Origin of the sequence: Candidatus Caldatribacterium saccharofermentans, from assembly GCF_050267035.1 — a bacterium.
GTDB classification, from domain to species: domain Bacteria; phylum Atribacterota; class Atribacteria; order Atribacterales; family Caldatribacteriaceae; genus Caldatribacterium; species Caldatribacterium saccharofermentans.
The window spans coordinates 325,315-351,741 of record NZ_CP187957.1; the positions used below are offsets into that span (position 1 = coordinate 325,315).

The window sequence follows — 26,427 nt, forward strand, 5'->3', positions numbered from 1 at the left end:
CGCAATGGTCTTCCGGGGGTGGCACAGGGTGAGTTACATCGAGTATCCAGGGAGAATCGCCACCGTGCTCTTCGTTGCCCGGTGCAATTTCCGCTGCCCTTTCTGCCACAACCCGGAGCTCGTCACCGAAAGCGAATCCCTCCCCCACATTGACGGGGAAGAGGTCCTCGAATACCTGAGAAAGCGCCTGGGGCTCCTTGATGCGGTGTGCGTCACCGGTGGGGAGCCCCTCCTGTGGACCCAGGAACTCAGGCCTTTCCTGGAAAAGGTTAAAGAGCTCGGGTACCTCGTTAAGGTTGACACCAACGGAGGTCTCTACGAAGAATTCCTGACCCTTGAGGACCTCGTGGATTTGTGGGGTGTGGACTTCAAAGTGCCTTTTGCACGATACGACCTTGTTGGAGGGGATGGGGAAGCGGTGCGGAGGGTACTGCAGAGGGTCCTGGAGCGGAAAGTGCACGCAGAAATCCGGACGACCATTTATCCTCCCTTCCACGACCTTGCGACGCTCCTTGAGATGGCCAGATTCCTCAGGGAGGCCCCAGCCTGGTACTGGCAGAATTTCCACCGCGAGAAGACTCTCTCTCCCGAGGCGAAAGAAGTTGTTCCTTATCCCCTGTCGCTTCTTGAAAAATGGCGGGACATCATCAACAGGGAACTCCAGCAAGACCTCGTTACCCTTCGCCTGTGACCACCGCAAGGGAGGATGTCCCCAGGCGGTTGGCCCCCGCCCGCAGAAGCGCAAGGGCCTGAGCGCGGGTTTTGATGCCCCCTGCCGCCTTTACCCCAAGAAACGGCCCCACCACCTGGCGGAAGAGACGAACGTCCTCTTCTGTGGCCCCTGAAGGTCCGAATCCTGTAGCGGTCTTCACGAAGTGGGCCCGTGCGGCACAGGCGATGAGACATCCAATGGCCTTTTCCTCTTCGGTGAGGTATCCTGCCTCAAGGACCACCTTGACCACGTGAGGGGACATTTCCTCCACCACACCCCGGATGTCCTGGTACACCGTCTTCCAGTCTCCTTCCCTGAGTGCCGCCAAATTCACCACCATGTCGGCCTCTCTTGCTCCCTCCTGGAACGCCAGGCGGGCCTCCCGGGCCTTGATTTCGGGCTTATTCTGTCCCAGAGGAAACCCCACAGCCACCCCCACGAGGACCCCACTGCCCTCGAGGATTTCACTGCACAGGGCAACGTAGTAAGGATGCACGATCACGCTGAAAACCCCGTACTTTCTGGCCTTTTCACAGAGTTCCCGAACCTCCTGCCGGGTCGCCGTGGGCCGAAGGAGCGTCAGGTCGGTGTGCTGGGCAAGGAAACCCTGAAGGTCCTCTTCTCTTTCGGGAATGTCCTCCTTTTCTGGAAAGCGCGCCCGCAGAGGGATTTCCACCCCAAGGGCGTCCTCAACCCTCCGACGAAGCTCGGGAATGCTGACCATCCTCCTCCCCCCTTATTCCAGGTTGGCATGACGTTCCATCATGAGGCGGTAGGCCTCCCCTTCCCTTCCCTCAATGAGGGCGAGAATGAGGGCGTCGCAGAGGAGCCAGAGAGCGTCCTCAAACCTCGTTCCCCCTCCTCCAGTATAAAGCTGCCGGCTTTCACCTGCTTGTTCCGGAGAAAAGGCCACAACGTGGTGGACAACGCGCTCAAGAGGTGTTCCTCTCCTTCCCAGAAAGGCCAGCACCTCGGCCCCAAGGTCTCGGGCTTTCTCGGCAAAAAGGAGCACCGAGGATGTCTTTCCTGAACCTGAAGCCACGATGAGGACATCGCCCTCCTGAATGGCAGGACAGGTTACCTCGCCCACAATGTGCACCCCATACCCAAGGTGCATCAGGCGCATGGCAAACCCCTTGAGGACCAGGAAGCTGCGTCCCCGAGCCCAGAAAAAGAGGCGCTTCTTCTGCCACTTCCTGAGAGCACAGAGAACTTGCTCTATCTCCTTCTCTTCAAGGGTGGAGAGTAAATCCCGAGCTTCTTGCAGAACCTCAGCAACTTTCTCCCGAACACTCATCGAGCATTCTCCTCATGGTTCTGGCTACTTCTTCGGGATAGGAACTCCGGGTAATTGCCGATCCTACCACGACCACCTCTGGATGGAAGAGTGCAAGGATTCTGGGAAGTGTCCGGGGAGTGATACCTCCCGCTACAAGGAGCGGAAAATCCTGCCAGGGAAAAGAGGAAAACTCGACGTTCTGCCAGGCACGTTCTTCCTCCCGGACCACATCGTGGGGAAGGTGAAGACCCACAAAATCCGGCTGAAGTTCCTTTAGAAGAGCCATCTTTTCTAGGGAACCCAGAGGTAAGTCAATGGTGTCCACCATCCATCGCCTCCCCCAGCGCCTTGCTGCCTTCCACACACCCTCAAGGGTGGGACGAGATGCACCGCCAAGAACAGAGACAATGTCCGCACCATGCTGGAAAACCGCCTCAGCCTCTTCTTCTCCTGCATCCACAATCTTGGCATCCACAAAGAGAAGTACTCTGTCTCCCACAAGGTCCCGGAGGCGCTGGACGATACGCAGACCACAGGCAAGAAGGAGTGTCGTCCCTACCTCAAGAATATCCGCACAAGGAGCAAGACGACGGGCAAGCTCAAGGGCTTCACGTTCTTCCCAGAGATCCAGGGCAATCTGGAGCAGAGGCATATGCTCCTCCCTACTCTTCCAGCATCCGGAAGACGAGACCACTCCACACCTTGGGATAGAAATAGGTGGATTTTTGAGGCATCCGCTGGAACTTCGCCACCGCTTTCTCAACCTGCTCAATCGGTGTCGGGCGCATGACAAAGACGAGCTGGTACCTGCTTTCTTCCCGGGCGATGGCGAAAACGTCCTTGGTTCCCCGGAGGTAATCAACGTACTCACTCTCCCCCCGGCCCTCTTCATTGAGACCCAAAATGTCCCGGAAGACGAGCTCGTGGAGGATGGTGGTGTCAAGATGGCGATTCACATTGTCCTCCCCCAGACGTTCATCCATAATCCGGGGGTCTTTCAGGGTGATCGTTCCCCACTGCTCGTTCTTTCGGTCGTAGACCCCAATGGTGTATGGAGGGGCCACTCGCAGGAATTCCTCCATCTGTCGCTCGTTGGGGAAAATCCTGACGTCGAAATAGGCCTCGCATTTTTGGAAGAAGTTGACAAGACGCTCTTCTGGAAGGTCATGGACCAGCCGGTGCGTCGGAAGAATAAGGAGCCCCGGATTGTGAATGTTGACCAGGGTCATCATGGCGTAGTCCTCGGGAATCTCCTCAAGGGGGTCTCCCAGAGCTTCCCGCCGTTCCCTCCGGTACATGAGGCAGGTTTCATACCGGTGGTGCCCATCGGCGATGATAAGGGTACGGGGATTGAGAACCTTCCGGATGGTGGCGATGGCTGAAGGATCAGAAAGCCGGAAGAGTCGGTGTATCACTCCCCGGTGGTCAGTGAAGGCGAAAAGGAGCGCTTCCTCCTTTTTGTGTTCCTCACAGAGGGTATCCACCACCCCCTGGGGATCGTTGTAAAGACAAAAGATGTGCTCGAGATTCGCTCGTGTTGCCCGGAGGAGCTCAAGGCGGTCCAGAGAGTACTTTGGCATGGTCCGCTCGTGAGGGAAGATGACCCGCTTCTCGAATTCCTCAAGGCGCACCAGAGCCACAACACCGGTACGGGTCCTGCGCCCAAAGGAATTGAGCTCAAACTCCTGCTCATAGATGTACAGGGAAGAAGCGGTGTCTTTCGCAAATACTCCCTGGGCAACCCAGCGACGGAGCCGTTCAGCTACATTTCTGTAGCCGCTCTCGTCCTTTCCGAGGATAAGGTGCACGAAGTTGTACTCCTCCTCACCCAGGCGCTTCCTCTCCTTCTCCGAAATCACGTCATACGGAGGTGCCACAAGTCTCTCAATTCCCCGTTCCCTAACAAGGGAAGGAGCATAGAAATATCCCGAAAAGGGCTTGACCACTGCCATTGGTGAACCCCCCTACTGCAGGTTAACTCTCAAAAAGCAGTGCATCACAGAACGCGTCTTCAAAGTCTCGACGAGCCGAAAGTTCAATGTAGTGAACTCGACGGGCAAGGCGTTCCACCTCATCCCGAAAACGCAACGACACCAGGGCTTTTCTCGCCCCCAAAAGGGCTGCATTCCCCACGGAACGGGCCAGGGCCTTTTGAGGAATGAGCCCGAGCATCCTGGCACTCTCTGGCTTTATGAAACTCCCGAAGGCCCCCGCAAGGATGACCTCCTCAATGTCTTCCTTTTTCAGGCGAGCCTCTTTCAGCAGAATATCTCTCCCTGCCTTCATTGCCCCCAGAGCGAGCTGGAGGTTCTCGATGTCCTTCTCGGTGATGAAAATGAGAGGGTCACGGGATACGATAAACCTTCGTTCTCCCCGCTCCTCTTCAAAAAACGATGTCCACTCTGCCTGCTTGCGAAACCTTCCCGTTGAGGAAAGGAGACCAAAAGCGAGAAGACCGGCCATAAGGTCCAGAAGGCCTGTGCCACAGATGCCCCGGGGTGGTACGCCTCCGATGGTGGAGAAAGAAAGCCGTCCCTGCTCAAAGCGAAGGGCGTGAATCGCACCTAAAGAGGCCCGCATTCCAAAACGCACTCCTACTCCCTCAAAGGCCGGTCCCGCCGCTGTCCCGCAGGCGAAAACCTCTCCCCGGTGCACGAGCACCATCTCTCCATTGGTCCCAATATCGATATAAAGGGTTGTCCTCTTCGCTTCGTGAACCCTGAAGGCCCCAAGTCCTGCCAGAACATCCCCTCCCACGTATCCTGCCACTGCGGGAAAGACGTACACCTGAGCCCCGGGGTGAACAGAGAGCGCAAGTTCCCCTGCCCGGAGGACATACCCTTCCCGGAGTACGGGGACGAAAGGCACCACGCCAATGCTCAGAGGGGAAAGACCGAGGAAGAGGTGCTCCATAATGGTGTTGCCACAAACTGTAACTGCTACGACTTCTTGAGGGTCAGAGTGAGCCTGCTGACATACTGCCCCCACCAGGGCGTTCATCGTCTCCACCACATCCTTCTGTAAGGCCTCGAGGTTCTCAAACCGCTCCTGAACGGCTCGAAGCCTCGAAATCACATCGGCACCAAAGCGCGCCTGTCGGTTGAGTGCCCCATCCCAGGCCAGAACCCTCCCCGAGGCAAGATCCAGAAGCTCGCAAGCCACAGTGGTCGTCCCGAGGTCAAAGGCCAGCCCAAGGACTGTCTCTTTTGGAGGAGTCCGCACTGCAAAAACGGCCCGCTCGTCCCAGAGGACCTCGAAAGTTTCCTCATCCTTTTCCCCAAGCAGAGAAAGCCCGAACAGGGCCATCCGCTCAAAGGAGACAGGAGCTATCATCCTCTCGAGCTCTTCCTTGAGAGAGGTCGGGGAGTGGAGAGGGGGTTTGCGGAGCCCCAGGATGCTCCGCCGCACAGGAGCATCATCTCCAGAGAAGGTCTCGTTTCCCTCTTCAGGGGAACCGAGAACCAGGGGCTTCGTATCCTCGAAAGACGCCGAAACGTCACACACCACATCCCCCAGGGGCACGACCTGGCAGGCAAGGCGGAAACCCTCTCCGATGCGCTCTCTAAGATGCCGCACCTCCTGAGGAGTGGGAGGAGAAACCTCCCCCTGCACAATACGAACCACGCATTTACCACAGGAACCCACACCCCCACAGTACGACTCCAGGGGGATGTTCTTCCTCTGAAAAAGCAAAAAGAGATTCTCTCCCTCTTCCCCTTCCAGGGTTTTTCCCAGGGGCAGAACCTTTATGCGAACCATAGGCCTCCCAAAAAGCGACGCTCTCTGGTATTCTAACCAAACACCCTGCGATACGCTACCCGTTCAGAAAAAATTTCTCCCACATCCGGATGGTCAGAACCCCAGGGCAGTGCACCAGGGGCTCTGTGCTATCATAGAAGTACGCGGGAAAGTAGGAGGGAGAATTATGGCGCGACCGGTCATCGGCATGGTGGGGAGCAACATGATGGACCTCGTCACCTACTATGAGGACCGTTTCCCGAGGGTCGGAGAGACCATTTTCGGGAAGGATTTTGAGATCGGTTTTGGTGGAAAGGGAGCTAACCAGGCGATAGCTGTGGCCAAACTCGGGGGAGAGGTCGTCGTGGTGACTGCCGTAGGGGATGACCTCTTTGGTCCCCTGGTCAAAGAGAATTTCGCTCGCTACGGGATTGATACAGGCTTCATCAAGACCGTTCCGGGGAAAACGAGCGGCGTCGCCCCTATCTTTGTGGATCCTGAAGGTCGAAACAGCATTTTCATCATCCCGGGGGCGAATTCCTTCCTGCTTCCTGAAGACGTCTGGAAAGCGAGAGAGGCCCTGGCCAGATCTCACTTTATCCTCGTGCAGCTTGAGATTCCCCTTGAGACGGTCTACGCCACTATTGATTTAGCCCAAAAGCTCCACATCCCGGTCATTCTGAATCCCGCTCCCTTCCAGCCCCTGGACTGGCAGAGCATCCGCGGTGTAAAGCTCTTCGTCCCCAACGAGCGGGAGCTTGAAGGATTCGCTGGCTTCCCCATCGAAGGGGAGGAGGACCTAAAAAGAGCAGTAGCCACGCTCTGGGACAGAGGTATAGAGAATGTTCTGGTGACACTGGGAGAGAAAGGGGCTCTTTTGGGAAGCGGAGGAATCTTCACCCTTTTCCCCGCCTACCAGGCCCGGACGGTTGACACCACCGGGGCTGGAGACGCGTTCCTTGGGGCCTTAGCCTACTTCCTGGCAGAGGGGAAAGACCTCCCCTGTGCTGTTGACCTTGCCTGCGCCTACGCTGCCCTCTCTACAGAGAAACGGGGAACCCAGAAATCCTTTGCTTCCCGGGAAGAGTTCCTGGAATGGTTGAAAACGGCACAGAAGAAATCCCCATCGCTCACCCTTTGACGGCACCAAGGGTAAGACCCCGAACGAGGTACCGCTGAAGGAGAATGGCAAGAACGATAATGGGAATGCTGGCCACGATGGAAACGGCCGAAATTTCTGCCCAGAGGATTTCGTGACCCCCGATGAGACCGGCGATGTTCACCGTGATGGGGACGACCCGGGATCGCCCGAGAATCAGCGCAAAGAGGAATTCATTCCAGGAAAACATGAAACAAAAGAGTGCCGTCGCCACAAGGCCAGGAGCCACAAGGGGCAGGGCCACCCGGACGAAGGCCCCCAGTCTCCCACACCCATCGATAAGCGCAGCTTCCTCAAGTTCCACCGGGAGCTCATCGAAGAATCCCTTCATCATCCAGACAGCGAAGGGGATGTTCACGAGCGCATAGGTGAAAATGAGCGCCTGGTAGGTATCCAGCCACCGCAGGAACCGGAAAAAGAGGAAAAGAGGGAGAACTGAGGCAATGGGGGGCATCATCCGCACCGAGAGAATCCAGAAGGCAAAGTTGTCTCCACCGATGCGGAAACGAGAAAGGGAATACGCCGCAAGTGACCCCAGGGCAATGGCAAGAAGGGTGGTGAGGGAGGCGATGATGAAGCTGTCTTTTATGCCTTTTGCTCCCCCAAGATGCATACCCCGCACGTAGTGCTCAAGGTCAAACGATGAAGGGACGAACACTGGAGGGTACGTGAAGTATTCCCCCTTATCTTTAAAGGAGGTCAGCACGTTCCAGACAAAAGGGGCAAGGGCAATGGCAAGAAGCGCGAATATGCTCACGAAAACCGCCACCGTCACTCCATCCCGTCGCCTCACACCACTTCCCTCCCCCTGAAAGACCGCAGAAAAACATTGGCAATAGCTACAATGACGGCAAGCTGGACGTAACTCATAGCCGAGGCATAGCCCATGCTAAAGTACTTGAACCCGGTAAGGTAATTGTAAAAGGCCACGCTCTCTGAAGCCTGACCCGGACCACCCATAGTGAGGAGCACCACAAGGTCAAAAATTTTGAATGCGTCCATCACCCGAATGAGGATGGCGATGACAACCACCGGGCGCAAGAGGGGGAACACCACCCCGGAGAAAATCTGCCAGCGGTTGGCCCCATCCACCCGTGCCGCTTCGTAGAGGTCATCGGGGATGGCCTGCAAACCCGCAAGAAGGGTGATGACCATAAAGGGTGTCCACTCCCAGATGTCCGCAAGGACTATAGAGTACGGACTCACATTGCTGCTCCCCAGCCAGTTCACTGAGCGGAATCCAAAGCGATTCAGGAGATAGTTCAGGGGACCATACTGGTAGTGATAGATAATCTTCCAGATACAACCTACAACAACAGGCGAAATCATCATGGGGAGAAGAAAAAGGGTCACCACGAGACTCCGCCCCCGGAAACTCCGGTTCAGAAGGAGCGCCAGGGAAAGACCAAGGGCAAACTGTGCTCCTACCCCAAAGAGAAGAACCCGACCAGTATTCTTCAGGGAGTTGAAGAAACGGGCGTCGGAAAAAAGCCTCAGGTAGTTTCCTGCTCCGATGAAGGTTCGTTGCCCTCCCATACCGATGTCCCATTTGCAGAGGCTGAGGTAGAAAGAGTACATCATCGGGAAGATGGAAATGGCAAGGAGAATCACAACCACCGGAAGGACGAAGAAGAAAGCTATCCACCAGTCTCTTTTGCGCAAGCCCCCCATGGTTTCCTCCAGAAAAAGGGGCTGGGGGAGAACCCCAGCCCCGGTGACTTCACCAGAGACCTACGGCTCTCCAGCCTTTCACAAGCTCCTGGTAGAGGGCTTTCTGCTGCTCCTCGCCGAATCGCTCGAGAATGTCTCTCCAGGCCTGTGCCGCTTCGTCCAGAGCGCTCTTGGGATCGAGTTCCCCAGTGAGAGCCCTGGTGAGGGCCACACCCAGGGTCTCTTCGTACTCCACCGTTCCAGGAAGGACCATTTCGGGGTACCCCTTCTCCATGTTCTTCTGAACACCAGCAAGGTAAATCTTTGCGTCCTCGACATTCGCGAACATCTCGTAGGCCTCGGGGTGAGCAAAGTGAGAGTACCGGTAGGGGTCAAGGCCGGTTTCTGGAGTAGAGACGTCATCAAGGCTTGTGACCACCGAGAGATAGTGGATGACCTGGTATGCCTTCCAGGGGTCTTTTGACTGTGCGGCAATAGCCAGAACTCGCCCGCAGGGCATCATGGCCCGATAGTATATTTCGCCATCCTTCTTGACTCCCGGAACGTGAGAGACTCCGATTTTTCCGACAATCTTTGACTGTGCTGGGTCTGCTCCTTTCTTCCCCACACAGGGCCACTGGATGACCATGAAGCAGTCCCCGTTGAGGAAGACGTCTTTCAGTTCTTCGTATCCGTAGGCCAGGACATCAGGAGGACAGTACTTGTGGATTTCCTTCATAATCTCCAGAGCCTTCACTCCCGCTTCAGAGTTAATGGCCGGCTCCATAGTTTCCTCATCGAAGTACACGCCACCGAGGCTCGCAAAGATATTCCCCCACCAGGCGAAAATCTGGTCTTTCTGGCCATAGTAGGCAGTCCCGTAGAAATCGCGCTGCAGAACCTCTCCGGCGAGTTTCTCTCCAGCCTTCCGGGTGAAGAACTCAGCTACATCGAGGTACTCATCCCAGGTCTCGGGGACTTTGAGATCATACCCGTACTTCTCCTTAAAGGCCTTTCGCTCTTCCTCGTTCTCAAGGAGGTCTTTTCGGTAATAGAGGCTCAGGACGTCACCGTCATAGGGCAGAGCGTAGAGCTTGCCGCCGTATTTACAGTAGAAGTCCCGGTATCCCGGGGTAACGTCGTCGAGCTTGGGATCAAGCTTTGCAACAAATTCGTCAAGGGGATAGAGCCAGCCGTTGGCGGCGAACTCGGCAAGGAACTTGGGGTAGACAATCATGATATCGAAAGCGCCGGTCCCAGCAATGAGCTCTACCTTTTCTTTCTCATAGAGCTCTCCAAAGGGAACACCGATAACCTCAAGTTCCACATCGAACTTTTCCTTCAGATCCTTCGCATACCACTCAAAAGGTTTCAGGTTGTGTCCTGCATCTCCCACAACGACGAGCTTCACCGGTGAAGCGTAGGCTACACTCGCAAGAAGCACGAAGGCCAAGAGGAACAGAAGGAACTTCCGCATAACCACACCCCTCCTTTAGATGTGATGTTCCTTCCATAGGGTTATTATACTCCCGAAAAGGAGCGGGCGCAAATGCTAATCCCCTTCAAGAAGGGCCGAAGCGGTGACGTCGTCGGTGATGAGGATGTTCACGAACTTCCCCCGGAGCGCTCCGAGAATAGGCCTGAGCTTTTCTTCTCCTCCCGCCACCCCTATGACCCTTGGGATTCTCGAGAGCTCCTGCAGGGTCAGGGCAATACGCCGCCGATCAGCCTGGCAGGGAACCGGCTCCCCCTGCTCATTGTAGAAATTGCCACAGATATTCCCGACCGCTTTCCGGGCGATGAGTTCCTCAACCTCGTGGGGGTAAATGTCCCCGGTATCCAGCAAGGTGGAACCCGAAGTCACTCCTCCAATCCCCACAAGGGCGATATCCACGTTGCGGGCAAGTTCCAGTACCCGGGCCACACGCTCATCACCAAGGAGGGCATTCCGCGTTGCCTCATCCTTCGCAAATGCTGGAGCCAGGAGATACACCACACTCCCACCGAAATTCTGCGCCAGAGCCCGGGCGAGTTCCACCGCCACAACATCTCCCTTGAGCTTCCCGTACCCTCCCATAATCTGCACCACCTGGAAACCCGGGACGACTTTCGGCACGAGGAAATGGGTCATGGCAAAGAGCGTTTTCCCGTAGGCAACCCCCAAAGAGGTGTGGGGCTCAACCACTCCCCGAAGGTACGATGCAGCAACCTGGGCAATTCGCTTCACCACAAGGCCCGGGTCGCGGCTGAAGGTCGAGGCCACCCGCACATCTCGAAGACCGAAACGTTCCCGAAGCTGCGCCTCAAGGGTCTTCGTGTCTTCCCCTGTGTCAAGCACCCGAATCTGGACAATGCCTTCCTCTTTTGCCCAGCGAAGAAGCCTTGAGACCTTCTGCCGGGAAAGGCCGAGGACCTCACCAATCTGGTCCTGGGTGAGGTCCTCGTAGTAGTACAGTTTTGCCACTTCGCAGGCCAGGGCAAAATGATCCTTTCGCCTGGGCAAAGGATTCACCCCTACGGCTTGAGCACCACCCGAATGGCCTCGTCGCCTTTTTCGGCAAGCTCAAGCCCTTTCTTGAACTCCTCAAGGGGAAGCTCATGGGTGATGATGTCATCGGCCTTCACAAGGCCCTCATGGAGAAACCGGATGGCCACAGGGTAGGTCCAGGGGCTCAGGTGGGCACCCCGGATGTCGAGTTCTTTGACGTCTCCAATGATGCTCCAGTCAACTGTTGTTGGGGCGTTGAAGACGCTGAACTCCACGTAACGGCCAAGGCGGCGGAGCATGTTCAGCCCCTGGATGACTCCCTGGGGATTGCCGCTTGCGTGGATGTACACGTCGCACCCGTAGCCATCGGTGAGGCGTTTGACCTCCTCCACCACATCCACGACTTTCGGGTTGAGAACAAGGTCAGCACCGAGTTTCTTCGCCAGGTCCAGGCGTTTCTCGATGACATCGACGGCGATGAGGAGCCGGGGGTTTTTCAGACGAGCTACCTGGAGCATGCCCAGGCCTATGGCCCCCATCCCGGCAACGACCACCACGTCCCGGAAAGTGATGTCCGCCCGGTCCACGGCGTGTACAGCGCATCCCAGAGGCTCAATGTAGGGCGCAACCCGGAGAGGGAACCCTTCCGGGAGCCTGTGAATCCGGGAGTTTCGGGGCAGGCGCATGTACTCGGCAAATCCCCCTTCGGCTTCGTGGCGCTTGAAACCGAAAATGTAGTGCCGCTCACACATCCAGTAGCTCCCTTCCTGGCAGAAGCGGCACACCCCACAGGGGATAATCTGCTCCACGGCCACCCAGTCTCCCAGGGAAACACCGTGTTTCTCCTTTGCCCCTTCTCCCAGGGCCACCACCTGGCCGAAGAACTCATGCCCTGGAACGACCGGGGTCACCACGTACGGAGGATGGCCATTACCACCCCACACTCGGGGATTCCCGTGGAAGGTCTTCACATCTCCAGCGCAGATACCGCATCCCCCCACCCGGATGAGGACTTCCTCAGGACCAACCTCTGGAACCGGAATCTCCTCAAGACGGAAGTCATAGGGAGCGTGGTTCACCACCGCTTTCATCTTGCGGGGAAGCTCAGAAATCTTTTCTACGGCCATAGTAGAACCTCCTTTCGTGCTTCTTTCATTCTACCACGCCGGAACGGCAAGAGATAACGGAAAAACGCCTACGACAGCGTCAGCTTACTGTAGGGATGTCTCTACTTTTGAACTCTTTCATCATGGGTTCGTTCTCTTCAAACTTACTCATCCGGAGGGTACATGAACCCAGGATATACTTTGCGCCAGGGCTTTGAGGGTCATGCGCAGAGCACTCACTGCTTCCCTCGTTGCCGGGGTGTTGCCAGAGACTCCCCGGGGAAACTCCATTCCCCCCAATGCTTTCAGGGGAAAGGAGGAGCTCCTACTTTTGGGCTCCCGGAAGTCGGTCTCACGAACGAACACGTTCAACCCCATCGTGAAGCACAACAAAACCACAACGGGCAGGAGCACGTGCTGGACGGCCTGGCGTTAGCTCATATTCACCCAGGTATTTGCGTCCGTCCCATCCAGTCCAGATTGGATACCTTGCCAAAAAACTCACTGAAAATGCGATAGTACATCAATTCTTCTTTAGATGCGAGTATCCAGCCGTTTGGTAAACGCCGCTCTCGCTCAAAATCACGGTCCGAGACATGCGAATCCGCATAATCGCCAATGAACTGCTGGAGTCCCGTACCTCGCCAGAACTTGGTCTTGGGACGCCAGAGTACCTTCTCGGGGACATCTTGCTCCACAACTCGACGCAATATCCATTTTTCGATCCGCTTCCCCGACCTCTGGTACAACTTGTACCCGGCTGGAATACGAAGTGCATACTCAACCACATCCATATCGGCAAAGGGAAAGCAAGGGATGAGTCCGTGCGCTCCAGCACAGCGATCAACACGCTGGAAGGCTGTATTATGCAAGCTCCTGACTGCTTGCTCCAGAATAACAGGGAGTTGCTCCAGGGGATAATCTTTCATGTAATCATAGCCAGCAAACAATTCATCACCACCCTCACCGGTAAAAATCAGCTCTACATACTCCGATGCAACTTTGGAAATCAAATAGTGTGTCACCGATGAGCGAACTAAAAGAGCATCAAAGGATTCCAGCGCATAGATAACATCAGGCAATACAGCGAGAACATCGTCCAGAGATATGATATGCGCATGGTGTTCGGTCTGAAGAAGGTTTGCCATGATCTGTCCGTACTCCAGATCTGTCGCGTTCGGCAGGCCAATCACAAACGAGTGAAGTTTTCTGACTCTTGGTCTGAGCAAGGTTGCAATGACGGAAGAATCCACACCACCGGATAGCCACACTCCTACCGTATCCGTGACTAACCATCTCTGAATAGCCTGTTCCAGTCGTTTCCTGAGTTCCGACACAATCGTATCAGCATCATCGTCGAGAAAATCTCCTGCCTGGATATGGGTAAAAGGTTGAAACCCCTGCTGTGCAGTGTAGAAGTGGCCCGGGGGGAATTCATGCACATCATCGGTAACGGATAGAAGGGCTTTGACTTCCGAAGCAAAAACCAGTGCACCATCTATCTGACCATAATAGAGAGGCTTTACCCCCAGGGGGTCGCGTGCGATGAACAAATCGCCATCCTGGATAGCCGCAATGACAAAGGGACTTGGCCAGCGAGAAAGCGCTTGGGCAGATATTTCAGCAGGAGGTATACCATCCCAAACTGCAGCATTTCTGTCAGCAAAAGGCGCAAGGAATCGCTCGATCTTGCGAAACGACATTTGCATGAATACACCGTCGGACGCTACTTGTCTCAACTCATCACCGCCACGGTGCGCGAGAGAACGCAACATCTTCTGAGAAGCATCATAAAATCGACTGTGACCTTTTGCACCTGCAATGGCTGACATAATCGCTTTGTCACTCCCTTTGCAAAGCAATCAGCCGCTCAACGGCCTCCACTGGTGTACAGGCTCACATCATGCGGGACACCCAAGAAATCCAGCATCTCTCAGCTTTTCCCAGGGCTCCTCTCCCCAGGCTCGAGTGTGGTCTTTTCCTATTGTACACTTTTATCCACCTTTCGGGGTGGAACTTCATGGTTTCGGGGTCCACTTCATCATCGGAGCACCAGAACTCTTCCCGGAAGATTCGATTGAGCCGTTCCACCACTCCACGGATGTGGGAGACCTTGGAGGAAGGACGAAGAGCTTGATACCGTATTCCTGCGAGGACCCTCAAACTCCCCGTAGCATGCACTCCCTCCAGTACCTCCTGGTTTGGGCGGAAAGGGGTACCTTTCGGAGTTCCTCGAGGGACACTCTGGGAAGATTCCGTGGCTTGAGCATGGAGGGAGGAATAGGCCCACCGCAAGATGAGGTCTTTTGTGAGAATTCCCTATACACCTTTCCAGGAAGGGGACGGATGTCCAGGGTATCGATGGCGATGAGGTCTCCTGGGGATACCACCTTGTAGTCTCTGGGTTTTCTCTGGGCATGGGGTCTTTGATTCCCCCGTGGGCTTTTTGTCGCAGAAACCCTCCTCGGTTTCTCTCCCTCTTTGAGGAGACCCCGGGTCTTGAGATACCTGAGGATCCTCCCCACGGTGGAGGAAGAAGCGGTGAAACCCTCTCTCCTGAGGAGGACGGTGAGCTTCCCTTTCCCCAGGAAGGGGAATTCCTCCCGGAGTCTTTGAATCCTCTCCACAAGCTCTGGTGTCCACTGGGGCTTCCGGATCTTTTTGGGTCTTCTGGACCTATCCTCAAGGCTTTGGAGGTTTCTGGGGTTGAACTTTTTCTTCCACCGGTAGTATGTACTCCGAGCTATTCCGTACCTCCGGCAAGTGACGGCCACAGGGTGGGTTTTAGCAAAGTCGAGGATTTCAAGGCGAATCCTGGCTTTTTTGGAGAGTCCATGGATTCTAGCGAGCTTAGCAATGGAGCTTCCATGGGGGAAGCTCACCAGGTGCATGGATGCACCAGAATATGCCGATAGACTTTTTGCTCCCTTTGTGCTACTCTTCATGTAGGTGCAGGGCCTCCCTTCTCTTAGGGTTTTCGACACCGAGTTAGGATACAGGGTCCTGCACCTTTTTGTCTACCCTACCTGTTGCAGATCTCTGTGAACCTATCCAGGGGGTAGAAAAAAATTTTTGGGAAAAATTTGTGGAGAGGAAAAGGTGCCTTTTGAGCTAAGGTTAGCAGGCAAACCGGAAGGAGTCCCTGGAACTTCCAGCCCCGGATTCTCCAGTGTGCATTTTTCTATTCTCAGAACAACTCGATACTCATCCTTTGCCGGAGGGGCTAAGGAAGTCCGTGGAGGAAAAACGCCCAGAAACACAACGCAGTATGACCCAAAAGGCAATGTTTTGGGAAGTCTGGACTCAACAAGCTCAACCCCTGCTGCATTCCCCTGAACGTCGAACAGAGCAACAACCCTACCCTCCCAAAAGCACTCCACTCCCTGGGGGCAGCGCGAATCCTCAAGGACGTCTCGGAAAAAGAGAGAAAAATCCCCTCCTTCGAGTTCGATCCCTCTGCCTACACATACACTGACTGTCTCTCCTACCTGAACCCTCACCGAGAGGGTACATCCCGCAAAAAGAAGCAGGGAGAGAACCAAAAATACTCCCCACAGGGTAACGTCCTTCCCCCGTGTACCGATCTCGGGAACAATCCTCGTGAAAGCCATCAGGCTTCCCCCTCTCCCCGTGGTCTCACCGTTATTATATATCTCCTCACGGGAGGAATTTTTCCGGAGAGACCACGCTGAAAACGGAAACCCCGGTCATCAGTACGGTGTACACCGGCACCAGAGGTTGCAAACCCCAGCCTTCCATGCTACAATTGGCATCGTCTTATTTCCTGGACAACGAGGGGTGGAATCATGCCAAATACAAAGTCTGCGTGGAAAAACCTGCGGAAAAGTGAGAAACGGAGACTCCGGAACAAAGCTATCAAATCGGCAACGAAAACCTACATCAAGAAATTCCTGAAACTCCTGGAAGCAGGGAAGATTGACGAGGCACGGGCTTTCCTCAGCGAGGTGTACAAGCGGGTTGATATGGCGGTGAGCAAAGGAGTCTTCCACAGGAATAAGGCGGCTCGCATCAAATCACGGCTCACCCAGAAACTCAACCGGGCAATGGCTTCTCAGGCTGCGTGACCCCGGTCACAAGGAGGACGCAGAAAAGGCGCGGATCAATACTCTGGGTCTTCAGGAGCCTGTCGGCCATCCTGAGTGTGGCAAAAATCCGCGGGATATCAGCGGGACTGAAGGCATCCTTCATCTTCTGGATTTTCTTCATTTCGAAAGGATTCACCTCCTTCCCTTGCCAGAGGTCCCTTCGGGTTTCCCCTTTTTCGAACACCTGAGCCAGAAGCCGGAATCGCCGCGCCAGGTGAGTCACAAGAAGGGGTAAGGGAAATCCCTGGCCAACCAGGCGATATGCGTACTGCAGGGCCAGGGAAGTGTTCCTCTCCCCCAGGAAGTCAAGGAAACGGAAGAGCAGGATTTTTTCGTTCTTTTCAAAGAAGGCCTCAACGTCCTCTCTCTGGACTCTTCTGCCCCGAAATCCCTCGAGGAAACTCACGATCTCCGTTTCCTGAAGTTCGTACTCCTCAAAAAGGCGAAGAAGGTGCTCCTCGACCCCTTTCCCGAACGAAAGACCAAGCCGGGCCGCTTCACCCTGGAGAAAACGCTGCAGGACCTCCCTATCTTCCTCCACCACAATCCAGGGAACCTTTGACCACCCTGCTCCCTTGAGGTCACCACCTGGAAGGAAGAAAAAGTACACCTCAGGGTACCGGGATGCCTCACGAAAGACTTGGAGCGCCTCTCCCTCGTCAAGGCGGTCCAGAAAGCAAACCTCCCTCTCGGGGAAAAGCGAGGGCAAAGAGAACTCTCTTGCCCTTTCCTCCCACTCCTGAAGTTTTCGCACCCACAACGCCCTGGAGGCTCCGAGTTTTCGAAGGATTTCGGGAACGTACCAGTTTTCAAAACGCGCTTGGTTCACCCGCCGCTCAAGGATGAAGAAACGACCCCCAAGATCTCCCGAAAGCCAGTCTTCAAATCGCTGCTTTCCCAAATCTCCGTATCCTCCCCCGGCGGAAAAGAGGGTAAAACTCTACCGCTCCGTCCCGCTCTGTGATAAAGTACGGCACCCTGAGTCTCTCAAGGAGCGCTACCGTGCGGGGGTCAGGGTGCCCATAGGGATTCTCCCCTACAGAAATGACCGCCCACAGGCAACCCGACGCCCGAATGAGTGCTTCCAGAGAGGTATTGTAACTCCCGTGATGGGGAAGCACCAGAACCTCTGCCCTGAGAAGAGAGGGATCACGGGGGGCTATCTCCTCGAAAACTCCTTCCGCATCCCCACACACGAGCACCCGACCGTAAGGAGTATGCAGGCGGTACACCACCGCCTTCTCTCCTCTGTCAGAGATCGGAAAAATCTCAAGGAGAATGCGGGGCGAAAGCCGCAGGCGGGTCAGGGAAGAAAAATCCGCAGGCGAAAAACAGGGAGCCTCTGGAAACACCCTCTGCAGTACCGTCACGCCTCCTGCGTGGTCCCTGTGCCCATGGGTGAGGAAAATGCCCCGGATTTCCGTAACCCCCCGAAAGTGCAGAAAAGGAAGCAGAATGCTCTCCCCCACATTGCCATACCCCCGGATGATTCCCCCAGTATCGATGAATATTCCAGTATTCCCTTCAAACAATCCACAGGCAAGACCCTGACCGACGTCGAACACCAGGAAACTCGTCTTTGGAAACCACAGGGAACCGAAAACCAGGCCTCCAAGAACGGGGCAAAGGGAAAAGAAGAGCAACACTCGCTTCCTGGTGAGAGCGGAAACTCCAAGGACAACGATGACTCCCCAGACGACCATCCCCCAGAGGGCATCGCGCCCTCTGGAAAAATCGGCAACCCAGTGGGGCACAGCATTCCGGAGGAACACCAACACTTCAAGAAGCATCTGCAAAAGGCAACGGAGGCAGAACCCCAGCAAAAGACGCCCGTACGCAAAGGTCCCCAGAACAGGCGTCCAGAGCCCAAGGAAGAGCACCCCCTCAATGAGGGGGAACGCAACGAGGTTGCCCAGAAAGACAAGGGAACTCAAGGAGAACCGGTTCCCCACAAGGAAGGGGAAACTGGCAAAGGTGGCGGAAGCGGTGGCAAGCAGAACCCCAAGAACGTACCGGGAGAAGAGCTCTCGCCACTTCCTGTGTTCCTTCCGGCGAGGGAGAAAAGCGGCAAACACGGCAATGCCCACTGTAGAGGCAAAGGAGAGCTGTGCGCCTGGAAGAAAGAGCATTTCCGGCTGCAGCAAAAACATCACCAGGAAAGCACTGCAAAGCAGCCCCACCGTGGTCACCGTGCGCCCGAGTCTTCTACTCAAAAGCAAAAGACTCGCCATCACCCAGGCCCTGAATGCCGATACCACAAAACCGCAGAAAGCGAGATACAGGAAGGTGAAGGGAAGCACCCCAAAGAGCACCATGCGCCGGGGGAGGAAACGCTGAAACGCGGAAAAAAGCATCGTCCCAAGAAGCGCCATGTGGAAACCCGAAACACAGAAGAGGTGGTACACGCCGATTTCCTGAAGGAGGGAGAACGTCTGCAGAAACTCCCCGTCTCGAACACCGAAAAGGAGGGCGTTGAAAAGGGGAGAGGTTCCAAGGAGGAGATGCTGCCAGCGATCGAGAAAAGCCCCTCTTTTTTCGTGTATCCAGCGGAGAAAGGCAAACCACAGGCTCTGGGAAGGGAGGGGCAAAATCGCCCGTACCTCAAGGTATCCGACAATTCGCCTTTTTCGGAAGTGTTCCCGCAGGTCCCACCCTCCAGGATTCGCGCAGGAGGGAAACTTGCGGAAAAGTCCGGTAACCTCCACCTTCCGGTAAAGAAGTGGCCGGAGGATGTCCTCCTTCCCCCGGAGAAGAACCCCTGGCGAATACACCGGGAACCCCTGAAGACGGACGAGGGTAAACCTCCCATCCTTCTCGACAACATACCCCTCAAGGACAAGGTTCTGACCTTCCCTACCCTGGAAGAACTCTCCGGGAAGGTCCAGGACCACGGAGGAGAAAAGCATCCCGAAGACCCCAAAGCCCGCGAGGGTAAAGATCACAAAGACACGGGAAGGCAGAGAGAGTACCTGGGCGGCAAAAAGCCCTCCAAGGAGAACAAAAAGGGGGAGAAAAGGAAGCCGAAGGAACGTTCCCACAACAAATCCCAGGGTGGCACAGAGGGCAACCCAGAAGATGGGATACTGGACAAAGGAGAGAGGGGATATGCGCCGTTCTCCCCTCTCTCCGAAAATTTCAGGAGACAAGATGCCCGAAACGCTTTGTAAAGGATTCCACATCCATGTTCGCAGCTTTTGCCATGGAAGCCACGAACTCGGGATTCTCCAGGTCCTCTCTCTCGAGGCGAATCATGTACGAGCGGGCCACCTGGTAAGCGTAGGAGGTGATATCCACCGTGCGAACACGGGTCCGTCCCGTAACAGGATCCATAATTTCGTCGAAGGGAATGGGATTGAGTTTTCCGTTCAGGATGCTGATCATGGCACCCTTCCGCTTCATCTCCTCGCTGTAGCTTCCGCTTAAGAGGTACTCCACCGCGCCATACCCCAGGTCCCGGGTGTACTCAATGTCGAAGGGAATTGGCGGAGCGCAGCGGAGTTCATACCCCACGTCCTTGGTGACGATGGTGATTTTCTTCCCCCGCTCTTCAAACCTCCGGGTAATTTCGTTCTTCAAAAGTTCCCCAAGGGGAACCTCAGCAAGACGCACATGGCCATGGGGGTCGCGAGGGATAGACTTTCCGAGGATTCTCTCAATCTCCTCCACGTCCCCAAACTTCAGCGCCACACCCTCTGCCACAATGGCGATACCATCATCCCGGCCAAGGGCCTTCCGCTTGATCATCGCGGCCTCGATGATATCGCAAACGTCCTCTACTCTGACCTTCCGATCACCAAACTCCTCCGGGATAATCGTGAGGGTGGCTCCTGCAGCCTTCCCCGTTCCCAGAGCAAGGTGGCCTGCAGAACGACCCATGATGACCACGAAGTACCAGCGGTTTGTCGTCCGAGCATCCTCCATGAGGTTCTTCACAATGCTAGTGGCCACCTCCCGGGCGGTCTGGAAACCGAAGGTGGGCATATCGCCCGGAAGGGGCAGGTCATTGTCGATGGTTTTGGGGACATGGGCGACAAAGAGCCTCCCTTCCATGGCTCTGGCCACGATGCTTGCGCTGAAGGCCGTATCGTCCCCGCCGATGGTGACAAGGTACCCCACGTTGAGGGACTCCATGACCTTCCGGACATTTGCCACCTTGGCCTCATCAATGGCTCCTCCCTTGATGAGACTATCCCGGGCGGTTCGGAGAATAGACCCGCCTTCAAGGTGAATCCGGGAAACACGGGAAATGTCAAGAGGCACGGTGTGCACCGCGGGGTCAAAGGAAGAACTCGAAATCCACTTGAAGCCGTCGTAGAATCCGACCACCTCAAGGCCCCTCTTCCGGGCAGCAATGGTCACCGAACCGATGACGCCGTTGATACCAGGTGCAGGACCACCGCCAACGAGAATCGCCAATCGTTTCGTGCTCATATACCATATCCTCCCTTTCGGCAAGAAAATTAGCAGAAAAGCCCGGTGAGGTCAACGAAAAACCTCACCGGGAAAGCATAGCCTTAGCCCTTGCGAGGAGATTCTCCACGCTGATACCAAGCTTTTCAAGCACGGTTTTCCCCGGTGCTGAGGCTCCAAAGCGGTCAACACCGATGACTTCTCCTTCCGTCCCGACGTACTTGTACCACCCGAGGGTTGCCCCAGCCTCAATGGCAATTCGTTTCTTCACGCTGGGAGGGAGAACCTCCTCCTGGTAGCTCTTCGGTTGCTCCTCGAAAAGCTCAAAAGAGGGCATGCTCACAACCCTTACCTTCACGCCTTCCTGGGCAAGTTTCTCATAAGCCTCAAGGGCTACGTGGACTTCAGAACCCGAAGCAATGAGGATGAGCTCAGGGTCACCCTGGGAGTTATCGGCAAGGACATACGCTCCTTTCCTCAGACCCTCGGCTTTCCCGAACTTACTCTGGTCGATAACTGGAACGTTCTGCCGCGTGAGGATGAGCGCCACCGGCCCTCCCTGCCGTTCAATGGCCACCTTCCAGGCCTCCCGAGTTTCATTGGCGTCAGCAGGGCGAATGCACACTATGTTCGGCATAACCCGGAAACTCATGAGGTGCTCCACCGGCTGGTGTGTGGGGCCGTCTTCACCCACACCTACTGAGTCGTGAGTCCACACATAGATGACCTTGCAGTGGGAGAGGGCCGCAATGCGCACCGCAGGACGCATGTAGTCGGAGAACACGAAAAAGGTTGCCCCAAAGGGAATGAGCCCCCCATGGATGGCTATACCATTCAGGATGGCCCCCATGGCGTGTTCCCGCACACCAAAGGCGATGTTCCGGCCCTCGTACCCGAGGGGTCCATCGACAAGCCCCTGAGTCCCGGAGGGTACGGATGCGGGTGCCTGGAAACTCCCTTTGCCTTTCAAAACGGTACTGGTGGAGGGGTCAAGATCCGCAGAACCCCCAATGAGACCAGGAATCCGGTCGGCCAGGACGTTCAGGACTTTCCCACCCACTGAGCGGGTAGCTACCGGCCCAGCACCCGGTTCAAACACCGGTAAATCCTTGTCCCAGTCTGGTGGGAGCTTCCCCTCCATCATCATCTTGAGGGTCTCCGCCTCTTCTGGATATTCCCGGGAATAGGCTTCAAAGAGCTTCTGCCATTCCCGTTCCTTCTCCTCTCCTTCACGGATAACCTCCCGCATGTGAGCGAGGACCTCTTCAGGGACGTAGAACTCAGGCTCAAGGGGCCAGCCAAAGAACTTCTTGGTTGCCACAGCCTCTTCCGGCTTCAGGGGAGCACCGTGGACCTCAAAGGTGTCCTGCTTCGGGCTCCCATATCCGATGTGTGTTGTCACCATGATGAGCGAGGGGTGTTCGGTGTCTTTTCTGGCCTCTTCAATAGCCCGGCTCAAAGCGGCAAGGTCGTTCCCGTCCTCAACTTCAAGGACCTGCCATCCCAGAGCAAGAAAACGGGCTTTCACGTCTTCAGTAAAGCAGATACGCGTCTCCCCCGAGAGGCTGATATGGTTGTTGTCATAGAGGTAAATGAGTTTTCCAAGCTTCAGATGTCCTGCCAAAGACGCAGCTTCATAGGCCACACCCTCCATGAGGTCGCCATCGCTCACCAGCGCATAGGTGTAGTGGTCGATAACAGGAAAACCAGGACGGTTGAAGCGTGCAGCAAGATGCGCCTCAGCAATGGCCACACCAACTCCGGTGGCAAACCCCTGCCCCAGAGGCCCGGTAGTGGTCTCTATGCCGCACTCCACACACCTTTCTGGATGCCCAGGAGTACGGCTTCCCCACTGACGGAAATTCTTGAGCTCTTCAAGGCTCATCTTTTCGTACCCGCAGAGGTACAGCAGGGCATAGAGCATGGCCGACCCATGGCCAGCAGAGAGAATAAAACGGTCCCGGTTAAACCACCGGGGGTTTTTCGGGCTGTGCTTGAGAAACCTTCGGAAGAGGACATACCCAATGGGTGCAGCCCCAAGCGGAAGACCTGGATGCCCGGACTTTGCTCTCTGGATGGCATCCAGAGCCAGCATGCGAATGGTGTTGACCGCAAGTTGTTCCAGCGATGCTTCCATCTCTTCTTCACCCCTTTTCCAGTTATCCCCTCTATTATAGAGGACGAATCACCGGGAAGAGGCAACCCTTTCTGCCTCTTCTTTTGCTATCCGGCACCAGGCAATGACGTTCTCCGGATTGCCACCGATTGTGTGGTTGTCCTTCATGATGACTTCCACACAGCAATCTTTGGTGATTTCCAGGGCTTCACGGAGTTTCTTCCGGATGTACTCTTCGTCAATGCGCGGAACCGCAAGGTCGGAGGGACTCGGCTTCATAGAGTAGATGTACTCTCGCCCCAGGTACTCCGCCATTTTCCTGAGGTCCGCCCAGGGGGAAACGGAAACCCGCCGAAGGCGGGGGAACCGCTTCACCACGTACCAGCGGGGGTGCAACGGTTCACAGCACCCGTAGCAGTTGAGGCCAAAGCGTTCAAGGATAGCGTACTGGTAGGGGAAGATGAATTCTTCGAACATCTCGGGAGAAACGTAGCAGGTCTCCTGGCTCTCGGCAAACCCCCACATGTCGATGGTGCGCACGTGCACCCCGTCGAAGTCTCTCTGGGGGAGTTCTGTGGTGTACCCAAAGCCCCCTGAGCCCACGTATGTGCCGTCGTTATTCAGGGAGAGGAGGTTGTGTTGCTCTAAGAAATCGAGCTTTCTCAGGTGCCCATCCCGGAGGAAGGCCATGAGCTCGTGGAGTTCCCGGGGATGGTCGTACATATCAAGCATCACCTGTTCCAGCCCCCGCAGGTTCACCAGGGTCCAGGTCATACCCAGCGTCCACCACCAGATGGTCTTCCTCCGGACGATGAGGATGTCCCCGAAAACCTCCTGGGCAAGGTTGAGGAGTTTCTCGCTTGCCTCCTCATCGATGTGAATCTCCGGGAAGCGGAGCTTGTCCATGTCCCGGTAATCCTTGAGTGGAGGATCCCAGCGGTATGAGCCCCGCTCTTCCGTTCTGATAATCCGCTCCTCAAGCCCCCAGCTCGTTTCCTCGTAGAGGTATGGAACGTCGAAATAAGGTTCGATGACCTTATCGTCCCCCATGGACTCTCCCCAGAAGATTTCTTTCCGAAGCCACATCTCCCAGTGACGGGCAAGTCTCCCCTCGCACTGCAGGCTCTGGGGTGGGATGATTTCGTTCCAGCCATTTTCAGGGTCACAGAAGACGACCGGACGGGTCCGCTCAAGAGCGTTGTGGCGGTACCAGAGCCTGCGTTTCTCCTCCTGCTCCGGGAGCTCCGAAAGCTCCCTGACCCTGAGGGCCAGAGTCCGGAGGATTTCCCGTTCCTTCGGGGTCACCTGAATTTCTTCGCTTCGGAATGATACCCGGTATAACGAAGCCACTGTCTGGTCGGTCACGCAGCATGCCACCCCCTATCCCAATTATAGCCGAGAAAAACACTGTACGCAGGACTTTCTTTCAGATATAATGTGTTGTGAAGGAGGAGGGAAATGACCTCTGCGGAGCGCTTGAATACGGCACTGCACCACAGGGAGCCGGATAGAGTACCCCTGGACCTCGGGGGCGTGGTTACCGGAATTACTCTGAAGGCGCACCGTGCGCTCTGCTCTTTCCTGGGGATCCCTTGTGAAGACATTCTTGTTGACCGCATCCAGTACCTCGTCCAGCCTGCCGAGGATATTCTGGAACACTTTGCCATAGATACGAGGTACGTGTATGACCCTGTTCCCAGGAAGGTATGGCTCGCGGACCAGGAAGGATCGCTTTGGGAGGATTGCTGGGGGATCCAGCGCCGCTTCACCGGATACTATTTCGACATGGTCGCCCATCCCCTCGCCCACATCACCTCTTCGGAAGAACTGAAGCACTATAAACCTCCCTCACCTTGTCTTCCGGAAGGCCTCCGGGCTCAGGTTGCAGCTCGAAAAAAGGAGGGCAAAGCGGTTATCGTCAACTGTATCGGGTCGTGCTTTGAGTTCTCCTGGTACCTCCGGGGCTTTGCTCAGTTCATGACCGACCTCGCTCTGCAACCTGGCCTTGCCTGTGCCATTATGGACATAGTGCTCGACTTTGAACTGCAGCAGTTCGAGCTCCTTCTCAGAGAAGTGGGGGATCTCGTGGATGTCGTTCTTGTGGGGGACGACCTTGCCACGCAGCGTGGACCTTTACTGTCTCTCGAGATGTACCGGAAGTACGTAAAACCAAGACAAAGAAGACTCTATGAAGCCATCAAAAAACACACCCGGGCTTTCCTCTTCTACCACTCCTGCGGTGCTGTCACACCTTTCCTCGAGGACCTCGTAGAGATTGGCGTCGATATCCTCAACCCGGTCCAGGTGAGCGCTTCGGGAATGGACCCGGGGTGGCTTAAGAAGCACTTCGGGGATGTTCTGTCCTTCTGGGGTGGCATCGATACACAACGGGTCCTTCCTCACGGAACCCCCGATGCGGTTCGTGAAGAGGTACGAAGGCGCATTGACGAGCTTGCTCCTGGAGGAGGGTATGTGCTCTGTGCGGTGCACAATATCCAGCCCGATGTCCCCCAAGAGAACATCGTAGCCATGTATGAGGAGGCAATCCGTTACGGAAGCCAAAGGGGGTGAGAGAGGAAGGAAGGCTCTTCATGTGCAAGCCTTGTGAGGTACATGCAAAAAACCTTCGATGGGAGGGATGAGCATGCGACGGAATCTCTTTATGGTGCTTCTTGTCTCTGTGGTCCTTGTGGGTACGCTGGCTTTTGCCCAGGAGAAAAAGCCGGCAGAAGGTATGTACTTCCGTCTCGTCACCCATGGAGGCGATGATCCCTTCTGGGCCGTGGTACAGAAAGGCGCCATGGATGCCGCAAAGGAACTCGGCTGCAAGGTGGATATTGACCTCTGTGGTGGCGACCTGACGCTGCAGCTCAAGCGCTTCGAGGAAGCAGTGGCCATGAAACCGAACGGCATTGCCCTCGTCATCAACGACGATACCGCCTGGGATGAGCCGGTGCGAAGGGCTCTTGAGCAGGGCATTCCGGTCATCGGCATGAACAACGATGATTCCGAGGGTGCCGTGGGCAATCCTCGCCTCTGCTACATTGGCCAGAGCGAGAAAGCCGCAGCCTACCGGCTGGCCCGTCGGCTCTTTGACGAGGCGAAGGCCAGGGGCATTGACCTCTCCAAGGCCCACGTAGCCATGGCCGCTGAGGTTCCCGGAGCAAATTACGCCAAAATCCGTGCCAGTGGTATCCTCGAGGCTATGAAAGAGTACGGTATCACTTCTTACGAGATCATCGATGCCGGTGGTCTTGAGATGACCACTGTGGAAGCCCGGGAGACGGCCTACCTCCTTGCCCACCCCGAGACGACCTTCCTCATTGGTCTTGGCGGTATCTGCACGGACCGCCTCACCGCTTCGTTAAAGGCAGCAGGGAAGCAGCCTGGAGAAATCATTGCCGGTGGCTTCGACACCACTCCTGATACCCTTGCAGGGATTAAGGAAGGGTACGTCACCGCCACCATTGACCAGCAGCAGTACCTCCAGGGGTACTTCGCCGTGTACGTCCTCTACCTCTATAACAAATACGGCTTCACCCCCAACATCGACACCGGCGGGTACCTTGTGGACTCCCCGGAGAAGATTGCGCTCATCGAGAAGCTCTCTCCAGAACACATCCGCTAAAACCCAGAGCCCCCGGGCAACCGGGGGCTTTTTGC

At 55.8% G+C, this 26,427-nt stretch carries 23 protein-coding genes; 5 read left to right on the forward strand and 18 right to left on the reverse strand.

Features of this window, described 5'->3' with window-relative positions; translation table 11 throughout:
- The first annotated feature begins 28 nt into the window (after positions 1–28).
- On the forward strand, positions 29–691 hold the full coding sequence (locus ACPT9Q_RS01665; RefSeq protein ID WP_427366068.1) for an anaerobic ribonucleoside-triphosphate reductase activating protein: 663 nt from the start codon (positions 29–31) through the stop codon (positions 689–691).
- Here ACPT9Q_RS01665 and deoC read toward each other — a convergent pair.
- From deoC to ACPT9Q_RS01690, 5 genes are read right to left on the reverse strand one after another with little or no spacing between them, the layout of a single operon-like run.
- Entirely contained in the window at positions 675–1,436 is a 762-nt protein-coding gene (deoC, locus tag ACPT9Q_RS01670) for a deoxyribose-phosphate aldolase (protein WP_017872408.1), read from the reverse strand. The genes ACPT9Q_RS01665 and deoC overlap by 17 nt on opposite strands.
- 12 nt (positions 1,437–1,448) lie before the next feature.
- Entirely contained in the window at positions 1,449–2,009 is a 561-nt protein-coding gene (locus tag ACPT9Q_RS01675) for an SIS domain-containing protein (protein ID WP_017872407.1), read from the reverse strand.
- Positions 1,984–2,643: an orotidine 5'-phosphate decarboxylase / HUMPS family protein gene (locus ACPT9Q_RS01680; RefSeq protein ID WP_017872406.1), complete on the reverse strand. Its 660-nt coding sequence runs from the start codon at positions 2,641–2,643 to the stop codon at positions 1,984–1,986. The genes ACPT9Q_RS01675 and ACPT9Q_RS01680 overlap by 26 nt, the downstream gene beginning before the upstream one ends.
- Positions 2,644–2,653: 10 nt before the next feature.
- Entirely contained in the window at positions 2,654–3,943 is a 1,290-nt protein-coding gene (locus ACPT9Q_RS01685; protein ID WP_017872405.1) for a DUF1015 family protein, read from the reverse strand.
- Between the two features lie 22 nt (positions 3,944–3,965).
- The gene (locus ACPT9Q_RS01690; RefSeq protein ID WP_427366069.1) at positions 3,966–5,750 is read right to left on the reverse strand and encodes an ASKHA domain-containing protein; all 1,785 of its coding nucleotides are present in this window, start codon (positions 5,748–5,750) and stop codon (positions 3,966–3,968) included.
- A 166-nt stretch (positions 5,751–5,916) separates the two neighbouring features.
- On the opposite strand from ACPT9Q_RS01690, the gene rbsK reads away from it, so the two are divergent.
- Complete coding sequence (rbsK, locus tag ACPT9Q_RS01695) at positions 5,917–6,870, forward strand: ribokinase (protein ID WP_017873642.1); 954 nt, start codon at positions 5,917–5,919, stop codon at positions 6,868–6,870.
- On the opposite strand, the gene ACPT9Q_RS01700 is transcribed toward rbsK, so the two are convergent.
- From ACPT9Q_RS01700 to ACPT9Q_RS01735, 8 genes are all read right to left on the reverse strand, one after another.
- Positions 6,860–7,681: an ABC transporter permease subunit gene (locus tag ACPT9Q_RS01700; protein WP_017873641.1), complete on the reverse strand. Its 822-nt coding sequence runs from the start codon at positions 7,679–7,681 to the stop codon at positions 6,860–6,862. The two genes, rbsK and ACPT9Q_RS01700, sit on opposite strands and share 11 nt — an antisense overlap.
- Positions 7,678–8,559, reverse strand: coding sequence for an ABC transporter permease subunit (locus tag ACPT9Q_RS01705; protein ID WP_017873640.1), 882 nt, complete (start codon positions 8,557–8,559; stop codon positions 7,678–7,680). The genes ACPT9Q_RS01700 and ACPT9Q_RS01705 overlap by 4 nt, the downstream gene beginning before the upstream one ends.
- A gap of 49 nt (positions 8,560–8,608) precedes the next feature.
- Complete coding sequence (locus ACPT9Q_RS01710; RefSeq protein WP_427366070.1) at positions 8,609–10,015, reverse strand: ABC transporter substrate-binding protein; 1,407 nt, start codon at positions 10,013–10,015, stop codon at positions 8,609–8,611.
- A gap of 75 nt (positions 10,016–10,090) precedes the next feature.
- Positions 10,091–11,041, reverse strand: a complete 951-nt coding sequence (locus tag ACPT9Q_RS01715) for a sugar-binding transcriptional regulator (RefSeq protein ID WP_427366071.1) — start codon at positions 11,039–11,041, stop codon at positions 10,091–10,093.
- 11 nt (positions 11,042–11,052) lie between these two features.
- Positions 11,053–12,153 (reverse strand): alcohol dehydrogenase catalytic domain-containing protein, encoded by a 1,101-nt coding sequence (locus ACPT9Q_RS01720; protein WP_427366072.1) that lies wholly within the window; start codon positions 12,151–12,153, stop codon positions 11,053–11,055.
- Positions 12,154–12,575: 422 nt separating this feature from the next.
- Positions 12,576–13,964, reverse strand: coding sequence for an asparagine synthase-related protein (locus ACPT9Q_RS01725; protein ID WP_427366073.1), 1,389 nt, complete (start codon positions 13,962–13,964; stop codon positions 12,576–12,578).
- Positions 13,965–14,028: 64 nt separating this feature from the next.
- Complete coding sequence (locus ACPT9Q_RS01730; protein ID WP_427366074.1) at positions 14,029–14,313, reverse strand: integrase core domain-containing protein; 285 nt, start codon at positions 14,311–14,313, stop codon at positions 14,029–14,031.
- Entirely contained in the window at positions 14,292–15,077 is a 786-nt protein-coding gene (locus ACPT9Q_RS01735) for a helix-turn-helix domain-containing protein (RefSeq protein WP_427366053.1), read from the reverse strand. Before ACPT9Q_RS01735 ends, ACPT9Q_RS01730 begins: the two co-directional genes overlap by 22 nt.
- 861 nt (positions 15,078–15,938) lie before the next feature.
- Between ACPT9Q_RS01735 and rpsT the strand changes: the two genes are divergently transcribed.
- Entirely contained in the window at positions 15,939–16,217 is a 279-nt protein-coding gene (gene rpsT, locus ACPT9Q_RS01740) for a 30S ribosomal protein S20 (RefSeq protein WP_017873436.1), read from the forward strand.
- On the opposite strand, the gene ACPT9Q_RS01745 is transcribed toward rpsT, so the two are convergent.
- The 5 genes from ACPT9Q_RS01745 to ACPT9Q_RS01765 all read right to left on the reverse strand — a co-directional run bounded on the left by ACPT9Q_RS01745 (position 16,186) and on the right by ACPT9Q_RS01765 (position 24,129).
- Positions 16,186–17,139: a DNA polymerase III subunit delta gene (locus tag ACPT9Q_RS01745; RefSeq protein ID WP_427366054.1), complete on the reverse strand. Its 954-nt coding sequence runs from the start codon at positions 17,137–17,139 to the stop codon at positions 16,186–16,188. The two genes, rpsT and ACPT9Q_RS01745, sit on opposite strands and share 32 nt — an antisense overlap.
- Positions 17,120–19,384 (reverse strand): ComEC/Rec2 family competence protein, encoded by a 2,265-nt coding sequence (locus ACPT9Q_RS01750; protein WP_427366055.1) that lies wholly within the window; start codon positions 19,382–19,384, stop codon positions 17,120–17,122. Before ACPT9Q_RS01750 ends, ACPT9Q_RS01745 begins: the two co-directional genes overlap by 20 nt.
- Positions 19,374–20,669 carry a diphosphate--fructose-6-phosphate 1-phosphotransferase gene (pfp, locus tag ACPT9Q_RS01755; protein ID WP_427366057.1) on the reverse strand — a complete coding sequence of 432 codons (1,296 nt, stop codon included), beginning with the start codon at positions 20,667–20,669 and terminating at the stop codon, positions 19,374–19,376. The genes ACPT9Q_RS01750 and pfp overlap by 11 nt, the downstream gene beginning before the upstream one ends.
- Positions 20,670–20,733: 64 nt before the next feature.
- On the reverse strand, positions 20,734–22,785 hold the full coding sequence (tkt, locus tag ACPT9Q_RS01760) for a transketolase (protein ID WP_427366058.1): 2,052 nt from the start codon (positions 22,783–22,785) through the stop codon (positions 20,734–20,736).
- A gap of 48 nt (positions 22,786–22,833) precedes the next feature.
- A complete protein-coding gene (locus ACPT9Q_RS01765; RefSeq protein WP_017872437.1) occupies positions 22,834–24,129 on the reverse strand; it encodes a hypothetical protein in 1,296 nt (431 codons plus the stop codon).
- 93 nt (positions 24,130–24,222) lie between these two features.
- Here ACPT9Q_RS01765 and ACPT9Q_RS01770 point away from each other — a divergent pair, with 93 nt between their 5' ends.
- Both ACPT9Q_RS01770 and ACPT9Q_RS01775 read left to right on the forward strand, forming a co-directional pair.
- A complete protein-coding gene (locus tag ACPT9Q_RS01770; protein ID WP_017872436.1) occupies positions 24,223–25,335 on the forward strand; it encodes a uroporphyrinogen decarboxylase family protein in 1,113 nt (370 codons plus the stop codon).
- A 73-nt stretch (positions 25,336–25,408) separates the two neighbouring features.
- Positions 25,409–26,392 (forward strand): substrate-binding domain-containing protein, encoded by a 984-nt coding sequence (locus ACPT9Q_RS01775; RefSeq protein ID WP_017872435.1) that lies wholly within the window; start codon positions 25,409–25,411, stop codon positions 26,390–26,392.
- Positions 26,393–26,427 lie beyond the last annotated feature (35 nt).

Bases quoted from the DNA above. Each gene is read 5' to 3' on its own strand.
- ACPT9Q_RS01725 (WP_427366073.1), bottom strand. From the start codon at position 13,964: ATGTCAGCCATTGCAGGTGCAAAAGGTCACAGTCGATTTTATGATGCT.
- ACPT9Q_RS01720 (WP_427366072.1), bottom strand. From the start codon at position 12,153: ATGGCCGTAGAAAAGATTTCTGAGCTTCCCCGCAAGATGAAAGCGGTG.
- pfp (WP_427366057.1), bottom strand. From the start codon at position 20,669: ATGAGCACGAAACGATTGGCGATTCTCGTTGGCGGTGGTCCTGCACCT.
- ACPT9Q_RS01685 (WP_017872405.1), bottom strand. From the start codon at position 3,943: ATGGCAGTGGTCAAGCCCTTTTCGGGATATTTCTATGCTCCTTCCCTT.
- ACPT9Q_RS01770 (WP_017872436.1), top strand. From the start codon at position 24,223: ATGACCTCTGCGGAGCGCTTGAATACGGCACTGCACCACAGGGAGCCG.
- ACPT9Q_RS01775 (WP_017872435.1), top strand. From the start codon at position 25,409: ATGCGACGGAATCTCTTTATGGTGCTTCTTGTCTCTGTGGTCCTTGTG.
- ACPT9Q_RS01735 (WP_427366053.1), bottom strand. From the start codon at position 15,077: ATGAAGAGTAGCACAAAGGGAGCAAAAAGTCTATCGGCATATTCTGGT.
- ACPT9Q_RS01690 (WP_427366069.1), bottom strand. From the start codon at position 5,750: ATGGTTCGCATAAAGGTTCTGCCCCTGGGAAAAACCCTGGAAGGGGAA.
- ACPT9Q_RS01680 (WP_017872406.1), bottom strand. From the start codon at position 2,643: ATGCCTCTGCTCCAGATTGCCCTGGATCTCTGGGAAGAACGTGAAGCC.
- tkt (WP_427366058.1), bottom strand. From the start codon at position 22,785: ATGGAAGCATCGCTGGAACAACTTGCGGTCAACACCATTCGCATGCTG.
- ACPT9Q_RS01675 (WP_017872407.1), bottom strand. From the start codon at position 2,009: ATGAGTGTTCGGGAGAAAGTTGCTGAGGTTCTGCAAGAAGCTCGGGAT.
- ACPT9Q_RS01710 (WP_427366070.1), bottom strand. From the start codon at position 10,015: ATGCGGAAGTTCCTTCTGTTCCTCTTGGCCTTCGTGCTTCTTGCGAGT.
- rpsT (WP_017873436.1), top strand. From the start codon at position 15,939: ATGCCAAATACAAAGTCTGCGTGGAAAAACCTGCGGAAAAGTGAGAAA.
- rbsK (WP_017873642.1), top strand. From the start codon at position 5,917: ATGGCGCGACCGGTCATCGGCATGGTGGGGAGCAACATGATGGACCTC.
- deoC (WP_017872408.1), bottom strand. From the start codon at position 1,436: ATGGTCAGCATTCCCGAGCTTCGTCGGAGGGTTGAGGACGCCCTTGGG.
- ACPT9Q_RS01705 (WP_017873640.1), bottom strand. From the start codon at position 8,559: ATGGGGGGCTTGCGCAAAAGAGACTGGTGGATAGCTTTCTTCTTCGTC.